This is a genomic window from Sulfuritalea sp. (genome assembly GCF_017302275.1).
Classification (GTDB): domain Bacteria; phylum Pseudomonadota; class Gammaproteobacteria; order Burkholderiales; family Rhodocyclaceae; genus Sulfuritalea.
Map to the genome: position 1 here is coordinate 88753 of NZ_JAFLDR010000006.1, position 15165 is coordinate 103917.

Below are 15165 nucleotides of genomic sequence, written 5' to 3' on the forward strand. Positions count from 1 at the left end.
CCGTAATCAGGCGGCCCGTCGGCGGAACAGGGGCAGCGGTTGTACCGCGTCACCCTGGTAGCTTTCGGGGAAATCATCGAACGCGGCCAGCGCCTCCTCGGCGCTCTTGCCTTCGCCGATGACGAAGGCGTCGAAGCCGACGCGATTGAGGAAGAAGATCTGGTCGCGGCCGATGTCGCCGAAGGCGCGTAGCTCGCCGTCGTAGCCGTGGCGCTCGCGCAGCAATCGGCCGGTCGAATAGCCGCGGCCGTCGGCGAGTTTCGGGAAATGCACGGCGATCACGGTGAAGTCGTCGATGTCGGCCGCGATCTCGGCCAGGTCGTCCTCGGGCGCGAGCCAGATGCCCAGCGGCGTGCCATGTTCGTACTCCCGATGGATCAGGCAGGCTTTCTTCGCCTTCCATACCGCGACAGGGACCAGCAGCGGACCGACCGGCAGGCAGACGTCGAAGGGCGCCTCGCCGTCGACCAGGTTCACGACTTTCCAGGCGTCATCCTGCAGCCGACGCTCCTTGATGATTTGCTTAGCCATTGACGGCTCTCCTTGATTGATGGGGATGCGGATATGCAGCGTGCTGAAAGACTAGGATGCCGATGCGGTCGAAGGTATCGATGAAGCGCTCGTCGGCGTGGCGGTGCGCGAGGTAGGCTGCGATCAGGCGCTCGACGGCGTCCGGCACGTCGGCGGCGGCAAAGGCCCGGCCGATCACTTCGCCGATGCGTGCCTCACTGCCCTGGCGACCGCCCAGCGTGATCTGGTACCACTCCGCGCCGTTCTTGTCGACGCCGAGGATGCCGATCGCGCCTAGATGATGGTGGCCGCAGGAGTTCATGCAGCCGGACATGTTGAGTTCGAGTTCGCCGATGTCGTGCTGGTAGTCGAGATCCTCGAAGCGCTCCTGGATCGCGGCGGCAATCGGCAGCGAGCGGGCGTTGGCCAGCGCGCAGAAATCGCCGCCGGGGCAGGCGATCAGGTCCTGGATCAGGCCCACGGTCGGAGAAGCAAGTCCCGCCGCCTTGGCGCGATGCCAGACGGTGTAAAGCTCGCGCTGCGGCACATCGGCGAGGATCAGGTTCTGCTCGTGGGAGACACGGATCTCGCCGAAGCTGTAGCGCTCGGCCAGGTCCGCCGCCGCTTCCATCTGTTCGCTGCTTGCGTCGCCCGGCGCTGCACCCAGCTTTTTCAGCGACAGCGTAACGGCGGCGTAGCCCGCAATCTTGTGTGCCTGCACGTTGCGCGCTACCCAGCACGCGAAAGCCTTGTCCTCGCGCAGGTGGGAGAGGTGGCAGAGGTCGTCCGCGGCCAGGGTTTCATAAGCGGGTGCGGCAAACTGCGCGGTCACGCGCGCGACTTCCGCTTGGGTCAGGGTCGCTGGGCCGCCCTGGAGGTTTGTCCACTCCGCTTCTACCTGCCGGGAAAACTCCTCACGGCCGAGTGCCTTGACCAGGATCTTGATGCGCGCCTTGTAGGTATTGTCGCGGCGGCCATGGCGGTTGAATACCCGCACCAGCGCCTCGGTGTAGGTCAGCAGATGTTGCCAGGGCAGAAACTCTCGAATCACCTGACCCAGCAGCGGGGTACGGCCGAGGCCGCCGCCGGCGTACACCTTGAAGCCGATCTCGCCGGCATCGTTCCGGACCACCTGCAAGCCGATGTCATGCACCTGGATCGCCGCGCGGTCTTCCGTGGCGCCGGAAATGGCGACCTTGAACTTGCGCGGCAGGTAGGAGAACTCCGGGTGGAAGGTGGACCACTGACGAAGGATCTCGGCCCAGGGGCGCGGATCGGCGATCTCGTCGGCGGCGATGCCGGCGAAATGGTCGGTGGTCACGTTGCGGATGCAGTTGCCCGAGGTCTGGATCGCGTGCAGTTCGTCCCGCGCCAGGTCGGCCAGGATATCCGGCACCTCGGCCAGCTTGACCCAGTTCAGTTGCAGGTTGTGGCGCGTGGTGAAGTGGCCGTAGCCGCGGTCAAAACGGCGCGCCACGTCAGCAAAGCGGCGCAGCTGCGCCGCCGAGATCAGGCCGTAGGGCACCGCGAGGCGCAGCATCGGGCCGTGGCGCTGGATGTAGAGGCCGTTCTGCAGGCGCAGCGGGCGGAACTCGTCATCCGACAGTTCGCCGGCCAGGTAGCGTTCCGTCTGGCCGCGAAACTGGGCAACGCGGGCCTGGACAATGGCGTGGTCGTGGTCGTCGTATCTGTACATGGTGTTTCCTTAATGTGAAACAACGCGTTCGAAGCGACGGGTGATTGCCGAGCGAAGCGAGCCGACTGGTAGCCCCGCCCTGGGGCGGGGATGGGGGTGGGGGGCGTTCAATTTGCCTTTCGCGCGTTTCATCTTTCGCAGGTGGTACCGGGTGCCATGAGCGTTAAGTCAAGATCAATTTGCCGCCGATCAGCAGCAGCACGGAAGCGAGCAGGCCGCGCAGGGCGCGTTCGGGAACCCGGGCGGCAAAATGGGCACCGAGCGCGATGCCGGGTAGCGAACCGATCAGCAGCGAAACCAGCAGCACCACGTCGACCGTGCCCAGCCACCAGTGGCCGAGCCCGGCGACCAGGGTCAGCGGCACGGCGTGGGCGATGTCGGAGCCGACAATGCGGCGCGTAGCGAGCTGCGGATAGAGGAAGGTCAGCGCGGTGACACCGAGGGCGCCGGCGCCGACCGAGGAGATCGTCACCAGTGCGCCGACCACGACACCGACGGCGACCGTCAGGCTGGCAACATGGCGATGCGAAAAGTCGGCGCTGGCGCTACGGCGTTTTGCGAGGTCCAGCAGGCGCTGGCGGAAAAACAGGGAGAGGGCGGTCAGCAGCAGGGCGAATCCGAGCACCACCGAGATCAGGCCCGTGGCGCCGTGGCCCTGCACCCCGAGTTGCGCCAGCACCAGCAGAGTCAGCGCGGCCGCCGGCACGCTGCCCAGCGCCAGGCGTCCGGTGATCGCCCAGTCGATGTTGCCGTGGCGATGGTGCACCCAGGAACCGCCGCTCTTGGTGATCGCCGCGTAAAGCAAGTCAGTACCCACTGCGGTGGCCGGCTTGAAGCCGAAGAGCAGGACCAGCAGCGGAGTCATCAGCGAACCGCCGCCGACGCCGGTCAGGCCGACCAGAACGCCGACGGCGAAACCGGAAAAAGGGAGGGCGGGATTGAAGGCGAATTCCATGATGCAGTGCATCGTAGCGGCTTCATATAGTCCTGAAAAATACTTAGTAGTAATTTCAATAGAACCATTTGTTATATAATGGCCTTATGAAACTTCAGCAGCTTCGCTACCTGGTGGAAGTCGAGCAACGCGGCCTCAGCGTTTCCGCCGCGGCGGAAGCCCTGTTCACCTCCCAGCCCGGAGTCTCCAAACAAATCGGAATGCTCGAAGAGGAATTGGGCGTGACCATCTTCGAGCGCAGCGGCAAACGCCTCGTCGCCGTGACCGCGCCCGGCCGCACCGTGCTGGCCATGGCGCGCCGCATCCTTGGCGAGGCGCGGAACATGAAACGGGTGGGCGAGGATTACGCAGCGGAAGGCAGCGGCAGCCTGTCCATCGCCACTACCCACACCCAGGCGCGGTACACGCTACCACCGGTGATCCAGCGCTTCGTGCAGCGCCACCCGGCGATCCGCCTGCACATCCAGCAGGGCAGTCCGTCGCAGGTCGCGGATTGGGTTCTTGACGGCAGCGCCGACCTCGGCATCGCCACCGAGGCGCTCGACCGCTATCCGGAATTCCTGACCCTGCCCTGTTTCCAGTGGGCCCACCTGGTCGTCACGCCGCGCGGGCATCCCCTGTTGGCGCAGCAACCGCTGACGCTGGCGGCGCTGGCCGGCTATCCGCTGATTACCTATGATGCGACTTTCACCGGCCGCTCCCGCATCGACCGCGCCTTCGAGCGACACGATCTGCGCCCCAACGTGATGCTGACCGCGATCGACTCCGACGTGATCAAGACCTACGTCGGACTGGGGCTCGGTGTCGGCATCATCGCCGAGATGGCCTTTGATCCGCAGCGCGACGATTCCCTGTCGGCAATTGCGGCAACCCACCTGTTCGAGGGCAACACCACGCGCGTGGCTTTCCGCCGCGACGCCTGGATGCGGGGCTTCGAGTATGACTTCATGGAACTGCTCGCACCCCAATTGACCCGGCCGGTGATCGAGGCCACGCAACGCGGTGAGGGCATCGACCCCGGCTTGTAGCCTGAGCTGCCGCAGATTTCGCCCGCGCCGATGACGGCATTTCCCGCGCCGGAAGCTAGAATGGACGCGTTCTCCGATGGCCCCAGCCACATTTCCTTGCGCGAGGTTCGACCATGCCCTATACGCCCGATCTAGTCCATGAACTGAACACGCTGATCCGCTTCGACCTGGCGACCAGCCAGCAGGGCATCAAGGTGCACAAGACCGCCGATCCGGACGTGATCGCGGCCACCCGCCGGCTTCATGCCAAGGGATTGTTGACGCAGGCCGACGGCGGCTACCTGACGGGATTGGGGCGGGATGCGGCGGAACACGCACAGGCCATGCTGACCATACTTACTTCCAGCGCCAGTTCGTCGTCCGTGCTGCTGCGTGACCTGGCCTAGCCTTCCCTAGTCGTCGGCACCGGCGCTTGCGGCGGCTTCCGGTGTGGCGGCGCCCTTCAGTTCGCGCAGTTCGCGGAACAGTTCGCGATAGGATCGCGGCGGCTTGCCCAGTTGCGCCTCCTTCAGCGCGTTGCGCCGCAACTGGCGCAAATGCTGCACATCGGCGCCCGGGTAATCGCGGGCCAGTTCGCTGAACGCCGATTCGTCTTCCATCAGGCGCGTGCGCAAGCGTTCCAGCTGATGCTGGCGAATGTTGGCCGCCTCCGAAACGCCGTTGATTTCATCCATCGCCGCGCGCAGCGGCGCGGCATCGACATCGCGCATGATCTTGCCGATGTACTGCATCTGGCGGCGTCGGGCTTCGTGCTTGGTGATGCGCTGCGCTTCCAGCAGGGCATCGCGCAGGCGCTCCGGCATCTCGATTTTCGCCAGGCGCTCCTTCGATAGCGCCACCAGTTCCGCGCCCAGATCCTGCAGGGCGGTCATTTCGCGCTTCAGCTGCGATTTGCTGGGGCCGGAGTACTGCGGATCGTCGTCGTAATACGTGTCTTCCACGGTCTTTTCCCCGGCGCTTGCGAAGGGGAAGGTATCCCCGCTGGGATATGATTATAACTTCGCCAATTGAAGGGTTCCCCGCATGTCACAGGCTTTTGCACACACTCAGGAGGCGTTGCGCGCGCTGGCGCAGGATGTCCTCGACTATGCGGCGAGCCGTGGTGCGACGGCCTGCGAGGTCGATGTTTCGGAAGGGTCCGGCCAATCGGTCAGCGTGCGGCGCCAGGAAGTCGAAACCATCGAGTACAACCGTGACAAGGGGCTCGGCATTTCGGTGTATATCGGCCAGCGGCGCGGCCATGCCAGCAGCTCCGATTTCTCGTCGGCGGCGACCCGCGCCTCGGTCGATGCCGCATTGTCGATCGCCCGCTTCACCGCCGAGGACGACTGCGCCGGGCTGCCCGACGCGAAGTTGCTGCAGAAGAAGGAAATGGACCTCGACCTCTTCCACCCATGGAACATTTCCGTGGAAGATTCGATCGACCTCGCCCGGTGCTGCGAGCAGGCGGCGTTCGATGTCAGCCCGATGGTGAAGAACTCCGAAGGCGCCACCATCTCCGCACAGCAATCGCATTTCGTTTCCGCCAACAGCCTGGGCTTCATGGGCGGCTTCGCCACGTCGCGCCACTACATCTCCTGCTCGGTGATCGCCGGCGAGGGCGACGACATGCAGCGCGACGACTGGTACGCGACGCGCCGCGACGCTGCCGGCTTCCCCGATGCCGCGCGCATCGGCGACTACGCGGCGCGGCGCGCGCTGGCGCGCCTGGGCTCGCGCAAGCTGAAGACGCGCAAATGCCCGGTGATCTTCGAGGCGCCGCTGGCATCAGGCCTGATCGGCAGCTTCGTGCACGCGATTTCCGGCGGCGCGCTGTACCGCAAGACCTCCTTCCTGCTCGACAGCCTCGGCAAGAAACTGTTTCCCGATTTCGTCGAGATCAGCGAGCGCCCCCACATTCGCGGCGGCTTCGCCTCCTCGCCCTTCGATGACGATGGCGTTGCCACGCGTGATCGCGAGGTAGTGAAGAACGGTGTGCTGCAAGGCTACTTCCTGTCCAGCTACTCGGCGCGCAAGCTGGGCATGCAGACCACCGGCAATGCCGGCGGCTCGCACAACCTGCTGGTGCAACCGGGGCGGCACGACCTCAAGGGACTGTTGCGCGAAATGGGCAGCGGCCTGCTGGTGACCGAACTGCTCGGACAGGGAGTCAACTACGTCACCGGCGACTACTCGCGCGGCGCCGCCGGCTACTGGGTGGAGAAGGGCGAGATCGCCTACCCGGTCGAGGAAATCACCATCGCCGGCAACCTGCGCGAGATGCTGCGCGGAATCGTCGCCATCGGCAATGACATCGAGGTTCGCGGCTCGAAACAGGTCGGTTCGATCCTGGTCGAACGCATGACCATCGCCGGCAATTAGAAAGTCGGCGCTGGCGCTACGGCGAGATTTTATTGAGGCAGAGACAGGCCATTTCCGGTCAATGGCACCGCGCTTCCATACCGGTCATTGGTTCTGATCTACTGCGCTTTCGTGAGATCGATACTCAGTGAGCCTTGCTTTTCTGCGTAACTGGCAAGGTAGAACTCAATTGTGTCGCCTTCAATTTGGAGGGAATTCTCCGTCACGAAACGGCGAAGTTTTCCCAATGCCTCGGCCGCCTTGATGTCATCCAGACTTACGGCAATCACGCATTCGATGGTCATCCTATCGGGCATCTTTCCATTGAATCCGAGAACGTCCTTGTACCAGATATGCCCCGATTCCTCTGCCCGCAGCATCTTTAGCACAGTCACGCCGTAGATGTAGGCCTGCCTGTAGGCCTGCTCAATTGCCTGCGCCTTTACTCCGGGCCGCTTCAGTTCCCAAATGGATAGTCGCGTCCGATTTCCAACGCGACGGCGCGCCATGATGTCGATATTGCCCCTTTTCGCCTCGGGCTTACCTGTGTTTCCAGAGATCGGGACGGGCAATTGGAACGGGCAGCCGGCGAGTAGAACTGGCTGTATATTGTTCTTCATGGTGTTATTGAATATCTTGCTTGAACTATCCGCCATCTGCTGGAGAAATATTGACTCAATGCGATGTTCCTCTGAGCGCCCTCGTGGCTCAGCGCCTAGATTCTTGAAATGCCTTCTGAATTTCTTGGATTCCTCGCCCGTCCAATCGAAGTGGCCCTCCTGACCAACCCCGAAATATTTCTTATTTTTGTCGGCCGTATTCTTGTCAATATGCAGTTGCGGACTGCCATCGACAAGTAGGTCGGCTACATGTTGTCCTTGGTAACGCAAAGAGAACGCAATACGCTTTTTCTTGGCTCGCGCCACGGAAAGATAGACCTTGAGCGGTTCCCACTGATGGAACGTCTTTGCCGCCTTCAGCAAAACCTCTTGGCTGCCAACCAAGTCATTAGCCCACCCGACACCCTTGTACCCCTTCGTCCGAACTTCTTCCCAACGTACTTCAATCTGTTCAAGTAAGCTCAAAGTCGAAAACTCCTGTTGATGTCGGGTCATAGCGAGATAGATTTTGGCCAACATGTGCGCATCCAGCAATGTGCCGTGATACTGGCGACGGGGAATATCCAACTGGTAGTCTGCGCAGAGCGCATTTATATTGTTCTTGAGGCCCGGTCGAATTGCCCTAGCCATTTTGAGCGTATCGACTATGCCGGCGACGATTGTCTCTAGTGGCGAAAGTTTCAATAGGGCTAGCTCGTGGTTGAGATAGGTGGCATCGAACTCCGCGTTGTGTAGGACCAGTTCGGCACCGCGGACGAAATCCATAAAGTCAAAGGCGACCTCGGCGAACTTAGGCTTGTCGGCAAGGAATTCGTCGGACAGACCGTGTATGTACTCGGAAGAGCCCACCAAACGTTCCGGATTCAGATAGTGATGGAAAGTGCGGCCTGTTCGCTTCCTCCCGATCATCTCGACGCCGCCAATTTCCGTGATGCGATCGTCAGGCTCCAATCCGGTTATTTCGAGGTCCAGTACAACTCTGCGCACATCATGTCCTGCTGTCGTCGCGCCGTGCTTTAGGTCATCGGCAGCTTTGGCGGCGACCAAACGTTTATGGTTCATCTTCATTCCTTCGACATGTTTTCAACAGTATCTGCTACTTCCAAACGAGAAAGCGTAATCCAAGGGCGTCGAGCATGATTCATATTTCCCACCATTCGCCGTCAGCGTGAGCGGTGACGTAAGGATACAGTTCGCTATACCGTTCGGGTACATCGCTATGGATGGGTACAAGCATCTTCGGATTCAGTGCTGTTACTAGTCGTTTGAGATCACCCGGGCTGGCATGGCCGGACGTGTGCACTTGATGGAATGGCATGCCGTTAGTTTTTCGCCATGCGTCGATTTTGAGAAGGCGATCTTCCTTCAAGTAACCATCCCATTGCGAATGAATCAGACAGGCACCATCCAGACAGTTCGCTCGTTCAAGGTCCCGCATCCATAGTTCCCGGAAAATCAGCGCGTAACCTCCCGGATTCTTGGCGATGGTCTTCGGAAAAATGCGGTGGCGAGAGTGTCGTTCCAATGCCTCAAACAAACCGGCCTTCTTGATCTGTAGCCGTTGCCGCTGTGGAACACAAAGCGCAATGCGATTCCAATCAGATTGGGGAATGTGGGGATTGCCAGTTGCCGCAAGAATTTCGGCGGTGTATAGATCAACTACCAATGTTCGGTGGGTTTTCAGGCATGCACGAAATATTGACACCAGACGGTCGATGTTCTGGGCCGAAGCATGGATAAGAGCGATTCCCGTGGTTTCCCGGAATATTTCAGCCAACTCATCTTCAATCGCATCCTCTGGCTTTGGGGCAACGTTGCATGCTCGCCCCAAGGTGGTTCCTTCGAGAAGAAGAACATCTAGGGATGCAGGTGGGGTCGCCATCAGTCGATCGACCAGTTCGCGCTTGCGTCCATGCACCCGTATGTCGCCGCTGTAGAAAAGTCGCTTCCCATCAGCTTCGATGAGCAAGGCATAGGAATCATATGCAGAGTGATCCACCAAATAGAGGGTAATCCGAAACGACCCAAGGCTTACTGTCTTCCGATCCACAAGACTTGGCCCATCGAGATTGAGTGACGGCTGTCGCATGAAGGGCGCGGCAGCCCGAAGAATGCGGCGAGCAGCATCCCCCATCAGTACGGGAGTTGTCGGCATCCAGGGCAGCAGGCCGTAATGATCTTGGTGTGGGTGTGAAATAACGATGCCACGCAACGAACTTCCGTCGACTATGGGCGGAATTGGCGGAGATTCTGAGTCGCTTGTCAGCGGCATTCCAGCGTCAATTAGGATGGACTCGCCGCCAGCCTCGACCTGAACACAGGAGCCGCCGATTTCCTTGGCGCCACGATGAATGCAGATTTTCATAAGCGGCATACTGCCATGCTCGAGGCTCACCACGTGAGCCATCTTGGACGGGAGTACGCGATGAAGGTCCGCTATCTATTTCCTGCACCGGCAGCAAAGGGCACTCACGAGCCCTTGATGCTTGTCGGCAGGCGTCAATCGCCGTATCACCAGCGCCGACTTTCTCGTGCATCGACTTCCGGACCTGTTTCCTGCGTTGCTTACGGCGAGCGCGCGCTGTCAACGTCCGCCAGGTTCCGCTCGTCGACGTAGATCCCCGTCGCGTCGCCACCCTCGTTGGCAATGCAGGTGACGATCACGTTGCTGCGCGGCGCGGACTTGCGCAGCACTTCGACCGCGCAGCGGCCGTAGGCGCTTTCGATGGTCGCCAGCAAGTTGCGCGCGTAGGGGCTGGCGAGCTGGCCGTCGAGGATCAGGTTGGCCAGCATTGCACCGCCCGGCTTCAGCGCGTGCCGCGTGTCCAGCCAGAACTCGCGCGTTACCAGGTGGCCCGGGATCGAGGTGCGCGAGCTATAGACGTCGACCACCACGGCGTCATAACGCTTCTTCGTGTCGACCACGAAGCGCCGCGCGTCGGCGGCGATGAATTCGCCGCGGATCGGTTCGCGCAGGAAGTCGCGCTCGGCGATGGCGCGGATCGCCGGGTCGATATCGACATAGGTGTAGCGATTCAGCGCTTCGCCCTGCGACAGGGTGAAGCCGCCGGCGCCGAGTACCAGGACGTCGCGCCCGACGAAGCCGAGGTCGTCGAGCAGGATGCGCCGCATGTGCTGCACATAGCGCGCATGGTTCGGCGGCTGGCTGTCGTCGATCACCGAGGCGTGCTGGTTGTTGACCACGAAGGCGCGGGGAGCCACCATGCCGCCACGGGTCACCGACTGCACTTCATAGTCGGCGTAGGCCGTGTCGGCGCGCTGCCGGTCGCCGAGGTTGGCGCCTAGGCTGAGCGCCGCAATGGCCGCCAACAGCGTCGCCGCGAAGGGTCGCGGGCGCTGCACCAGCGCGGCACCGGCGACCAGCATCAGGGCGCCGAGCAGCACTGCGGCCCAGACGCCGAACATCTGCATCACGACCAGCGACAGCGTGACGGAACCGAGGAAGGAACCGAGCGTCGACCAGTAGAGTGCGCGTCCCGCCGCTTCGCCGCTGCGCTGCGCCAGCGTCAGGTTGGTCAGGATGGGCACGGTCTGCCCCAGCAGCCAGGCCAGCGGGCAAAGGATGCCGCCGATGAAGATCAGGTAGGCCAGCCCGGCCTGCGTTCCGGAGAAGATCGCATTGACGCTGCCGCCGGCCAGGCCCGCGCCCATCAAGGCCGCGGAGATCATGAAATTGCGCGCCACCACCTTGCGGTAGTCCACCGCGACGCGGCTGCCGGAGTAATAGCCTAGCGCCAGCGCCAGCAGGAACAGGCCGATGGTCGGCGCGGTGACCACGATGGAACTGCCGACATGGGGAATCAGTCGGCGCAGGGCGATTATTTCCGCGCCGAGCGAGCAGTAACCTTCGATGAAGACGATAGCAAACAGCAGGCGAGGCGGCATGGCGAAGGTGCCGTGGGCAGGGATGGCGACTTTAACCGAAGAGTCGGCGCCCCACAGGGACTTCCTTCGGGCGCTGGCGATACGGCGTCACGGGGGGCAGGGCAATTGCATGAATGCCGTTGAGCTTGCAACCGGCAGCCAATGACCCATTCCATCATTCCGGCGAACGCCGGAATCCAAACTTTCGGCGTAAAACTGGATCCCGGGTCAAGCCCGGGATGACGCTCAACACGAAAATTGAAGAGTGTTGTACTTCACAAGCTAGACGTTCGCGTTCATGCGATCGCCCTGTGGGGGGTAAGGGATCGCGCGGAAATTTACAGGCTGCCGGGTGCCGCGTACCATGCGCCCTCCGATTCCATCGAGGTTCCGACCGTGTCGATACGAGGCAGGCAGTCTGGCGGAGGTCTGGCGTGCGCCCTCCGCCGGGCCGCCCCAAGGAGGGCGCAGACAATTCCCGGAGCCGCACCGCGGCGAACCGCAGTCACCCCCTCGCTTGGCGAGGGGGCTGGGGGGAGGGTAGTCCAGTGAGCGTCGATGCGCCGTCGATCACCTGGGGCGAGGACGGCATGACGCATTCGCTGCGCTGGCAGTCGGAGGCCGGCGTGACGTCACCTCGGCGCATCGTGGTGGCCGACGATCGCATGACGGCGGATGCGGCTTGGCGGCTTGCCTGCGAGGGCACGGCCCTGCTCTGGCGCGGCGACTTCCAGAACGCGCGCCAGTTGCTGCAGGCCATGGCCCGGCGCATCGAACGCAAGCCGCCCAAACAGGCTGCGGCAAACTCGGCTTCCGCGAGCTTCCATCAGTACCGGCTCGCCCAGGCGCAGCGCGCACGCACGCTGGGCATGCTGCTGTTGCCCTTCGACGACGGCTACCGGATTCCTCTGCGACGCGCGCCCGATGTGAACGATGCCTGTGTCGAAGCCTACGGTCCCGCCAGCGGGCCGTTTGCGGCATCGCTGCGCGAACTGCTGGGCGTCATCGGCGCCCACGAATGGCGCAAGAAAGGCGTACCGATAGGCGCGCTCGGCGCGCGGATGCACCCGCACTATGGCGTGTTCTCCCCGGTGCGCGGCGAATACGTGGCACTGGTGGCGCAGGCGCCACTGCCGCCGAACTGCGAGCGCGCCTTCGACATCGGTACCGGTACCGGCGTGCTGGCGGCCGTTCTGGCGCGGCGCGGCGTGGCACGGGTGGTGGCGACCGACAATGATGCCCGGGCCATCGCTTGCGCTGCGGACAACATCCGGCGGCTTGGCCTGTCCGGACAGGTGGAAGTCGTCGCGGCCGACCTGTTCCCGCCGGAGCAGGCGCAAGTCGTGGTCTGCAATCCGCCATGGCTTCCCGGACGGGCGGGGACCACGCTCGAACGCGCCGTGTATGACCCGGACAGCCGCATGATGCAAGGATTCCTGGCGGGTCTGGCGGCTCGCCTCGCCCCCGGGGGCGAAGGCTGGCTGATCCTCTCCGACCTCGCCGAGCACCTCGGTTTGCGTTCCCGCGACGATTTGCTGGCGGCCTTCGCCAAGGCCGGACTGGCGGTGGTCGGGCGTCTCGACGCCGCACCGATCCACAGCCGCGCAAGCGATCGCAGCGACCCCTTGCATGCCGCCCGGGCACGCGAAATCACCTCCCTCTGGCGCTTGCGCCCGATCTCCACCGCGTAGCGAGGTCCTCAGTATTTGCCGCAGAAGCGAGACATCGCTCTAATATTTGTGCAACGCAGCAATATAATAATCTGCAAGTTGTCCGAATTCCGTTGAAAGCAAGCCATGACCCATGATGAACTGATTCCCTTTCTGCTAGACAAGGCGCCGCTGTTCGAGAGCTTCGGGCGGGACAGCATCGAGGCGATCGTCGAAGGATCCGAGTTGCGCACCTTCGAGGGCAACGAGTCGATCATCCAGTGCGGCGACGAGGGGCGCTTCATCGGCGTCTTGCTGGACGGCCACGGCGAGATTTCGGTGGCCGACAATACGGGCGGCCGCATCGTCATGAGCCCGCTGGAAGTGGGTGACGTGTTCGGGGAAATGTCGGTGCTGACCGGCGATCGCACCGTTGCCGACGTCATCGCGGGCAATCGTTGCCTGGTGCTTCTGATTCCCCAGGACGTGGTCAGCAGCCTCATCCTGGTCTATCCCAAGGCCATCCTGTATCTCTCGAAATTGCTCGCGGATCGCGCTCGTGCCCAGGCCGTCGATGTCACCAGCAGCCAGCTGCGCGCCCGCGCCCTGGCGCAATCCGACGACCCCTATGCGCTGAGCCTGAAGAAGGACGTGCACGGCAAGATCCTCTCAATCAATGCCGGTCTCTCCCAGATCCGCTTCGGTATCTACGACACGCATGACGAGGCGCTGGATGTGCACGGCGTGGTCGATTGTGCCGGCTGCGAGTCGGTGCACATCACCATGACCGCCGCCGGCAAGGCGGTGCGCCGCGAACGGCCGCCCTTCGCCATCGGCGAGTTCTTCAACGTCCTGTTCGAGTCCATGCTCGAGCTCGACAACCGCTTCCTGTTTACGCCGCTGGACGTCATCGCCGTCGGCCACCGCGTGGTCCATGGCGGCAGCAAGTTCTCCAGCGCCACGGTTATCACGCCGCAGGTGCTGGCCGACATCGAAGCCCTTGCGACGTTGGCGCCGCTGCACAACCCGCACAACCTCGAAGGCATGCGCGAGGCGATGAAGTTCTTTCCCGGCGTGCCGCATGTCGCCGTGTTCGACACCGCCTTCCACCAGACGCTGCCGACCTATGCCTACCTCTACGGCCTGCCCTACGAGTGGTACAAGAAGGAGGGCATACGCCGCTACGGTTTCCACGGCACATCGCATCGCTACGTGTCGCTGAAGGCGGCGGAAGTCCTCAAGCGGCCGCTCGGCGAACTGGAGATCATTTCCTGCCACCTCGGTGTCGGCGCCTCGATGTGCGCCATCGACCACGGCCGCTCGGTGGACACCACGATGGGCATGACGCCTTCGGACGGGCTGATCATGCCCAGCCGATCCGGCAGCCTCGACCCGGCGATCATGATCCAGCTCATGGAGCGCTACAAGCTCGGTCCGGACGAACTCAACAAGCTGATCAATTCGGAAAGCGGCCTCAAGGGCATTTCCGGGATTTCCAGCGACATCCACGAGATCGAAGCCGCCGCCGCCGAGGGCCACCATCGCGCGCTGCTGGCGCACAAGGCCTTCTGCTACCAGATCCGCAAGAACATCGGCGCCTACGTCGCCGCGATGGGCGGCGTCAGCGTCCTGGCCTTCACGGGCGACATCGGCGAGACCAGTCCCGCCGTGCGCAGCCTCGCCTGCCAGGGCCTGGCCTACATGGGCATCAAGCTCGACGAAGACAAGAACAGCAGCCTGGGCGCGGTGAGCGACTATGCGGTCATCTCCGCCGACGACTCGCCGGTCACCATCATCGTCGTCGCCAACAATGACGAACGTCTGCTGGCATGGGAAGCCTTGCGTGCCATCGAGCGCAACCAGATCACCCTGGCGATTCGCGACGAGGCGGCGTCGCCGATTCCGATCGAGGTCTCGGCGCACCACGTGCATCTGGCCCAAGCCGATGTCGAGAAACTCTTTGGCCCCGGCCACCAGCTCACGCCGGAACATGAACTGTCGCAGCCGGGGCAGTTTGCCTGCGCCGAGAAGGTGGATCTGGTCGGCCCCAAGGGGCGCATCGCCAATGTGCGCGTGCTCGGGCCGACGCGCAAGGAAACCCAGGTCGAGATCGCCATGACCGAGCAGTTCAAGCTGGGCGTGCAACCGCCGATACGCGAGTCCGGCGACCTTGCCAATACGCCGGGAATCCGCCTCGAAGGTCCCGCCGGGAGTACACAGCTCGACCGGGGCGTGATCTGTGCCCAGCGTCATATCCACATGTCTCCCGAGGATGCCATGCGCCTGCGCCTGCGCGATCGCTACGTGGTGCGCGTGCGCATCGAGGGCGAGCGCGAAGTGACCTACGGCGACGTCGTGGTGCGGGTAAATCCCAACTACCGTTTGGCCATGCACATCGACACCGATGAAGGCAATGCCGGCAACATCACCACGGGCATGCAGGGCTTCATCGAGGAAATCCAGAGTCGCGCCTGAGGGCGCG

At 62.9% G+C, this 15165-nt stretch carries 12 protein-coding genes; 5 read left to right on the forward strand and 7 right to left on the reverse strand.

Annotated elements, in window-relative coordinates:
• Nucleotides 1–6: 6 nt before the first annotated feature.
• From J0M27_RS04990 to J0M27_RS05000, 3 genes are all read right to left on the reverse strand, one after another.
• Nucleotides 7–531 carry a DUF934 domain-containing protein gene (locus J0M27_RS04990; RefSeq protein WP_294988062.1) on the reverse strand — a complete coding sequence of 175 codons (525 nt, stop codon included), beginning with the start codon at nt 529–531 and terminating at the stop codon, nt 7–9.
• Nucleotides 524–2206, reverse strand: a complete 1683-nt coding sequence (locus J0M27_RS04995) for a nitrite/sulfite reductase (protein WP_294988063.1) — start codon at nt 2204–2206, stop codon at nt 524–526. The genes J0M27_RS04990 and J0M27_RS04995 overlap by 8 nt, the downstream gene beginning before the upstream one ends.
• 163 nt (nt 2207–2369) lie before the next feature.
• Complete coding sequence (locus tag J0M27_RS05000) at nt 2370–3161, reverse strand: sulfite exporter TauE/SafE family protein (RefSeq protein WP_294988064.1); 792 nt, start codon at nt 3159–3161, stop codon at nt 2370–2372.
• An 86-nt stretch (nt 3162–3247) separates the two neighbouring features.
• On the opposite strand from J0M27_RS05000, the gene J0M27_RS05005 reads away from it, so the two are divergent.
• A complete protein-coding gene (locus tag J0M27_RS05005; RefSeq protein ID WP_294988065.1) occupies nt 3248–4189 on the forward strand; it encodes a CysB family HTH-type transcriptional regulator in 942 nt (313 codons plus the stop codon).
• 113 nt (nt 4190–4302) lie between these two features.
• A complete protein-coding gene (locus J0M27_RS05010) occupies nt 4303–4575 on the forward strand; it encodes a TIGR02647 family protein (RefSeq protein WP_294988067.1) in 273 nt (90 codons plus the stop codon).
• A gap of 6 nt (nt 4576–4581) precedes the next feature.
• Here J0M27_RS05010 and yjgA read toward each other — a convergent pair whose 3' ends face one another.
• Nucleotides 4582–5130, reverse strand: coding sequence for a ribosome biogenesis factor YjgA (gene yjgA / locus J0M27_RS05015; protein ID WP_294988068.1), 549 nt, complete (start codon nt 5128–5130; stop codon nt 4582–4584).
• 82 nt (nt 5131–5212) lie between these two features.
• On the opposite strand from yjgA, the gene pmbA reads away from it, so the two are divergent.
• The gene (pmbA, locus tag J0M27_RS05020) at nt 5213–6550 is read left to right on the forward strand and encodes a metalloprotease PmbA (RefSeq protein ID WP_294988071.1); all 1338 of its coding nucleotides are present in this window, start codon (nt 5213–5215) and stop codon (nt 6548–6550) included.
• Nucleotides 6551–6648: 98 nt separating this feature from the next.
• Here the strand turns inward: pmbA and dnaQ are convergent, their stop codons facing one another.
• The 3 genes from dnaQ to J0M27_RS05035 all read right to left on the reverse strand — a co-directional run bounded on the left by dnaQ (nt 6649) and on the right by J0M27_RS05035 (nt 11055).
• On the reverse strand, nt 6649–8211 hold the full coding sequence (gene dnaQ, locus J0M27_RS05025; protein ID WP_294988073.1) for a DNA polymerase III subunit epsilon: 1563 nt from the start codon (nt 8209–8211) through the stop codon (nt 6649–6651).
• Between the two features lie 79 nt (nt 8212–8290).
• Nucleotides 8291–9544 (reverse strand): MBL fold metallo-hydrolase, encoded by a 1254-nt coding sequence (locus J0M27_RS05030; RefSeq protein WP_294988075.1) that lies wholly within the window; start codon nt 9542–9544, stop codon nt 8291–8293.
• Nucleotides 9545–9714: 170 nt separating this feature from the next.
• Nucleotides 9715–11055: a fused MFS/spermidine synthase gene (locus tag J0M27_RS05035; RefSeq protein ID WP_294988077.1), complete on the reverse strand. Its 1341-nt coding sequence runs from the start codon at nt 11053–11055 to the stop codon at nt 9715–9717.
• Between the two features lie 569 nt (nt 11056–11624).
• Between J0M27_RS05035 and J0M27_RS05040 the strand changes: the two genes are divergently transcribed.
• Complete coding sequence (locus tag J0M27_RS05040; protein ID WP_294988156.1) at nt 11625–12725, forward strand: class I SAM-dependent methyltransferase; 1101 nt, start codon at nt 11625–11627, stop codon at nt 12723–12725.
• 105 nt (nt 12726–12830) lie between these two features.
• Nucleotides 12831–15158: an acetate/propionate family kinase gene (locus tag J0M27_RS05045; protein ID WP_294988079.1), complete on the forward strand. Its 2328-nt coding sequence runs from the start codon at nt 12831–12833 to the stop codon at nt 15156–15158.
• Nucleotides 15159–15165: the final 7 nt, after the last annotated feature.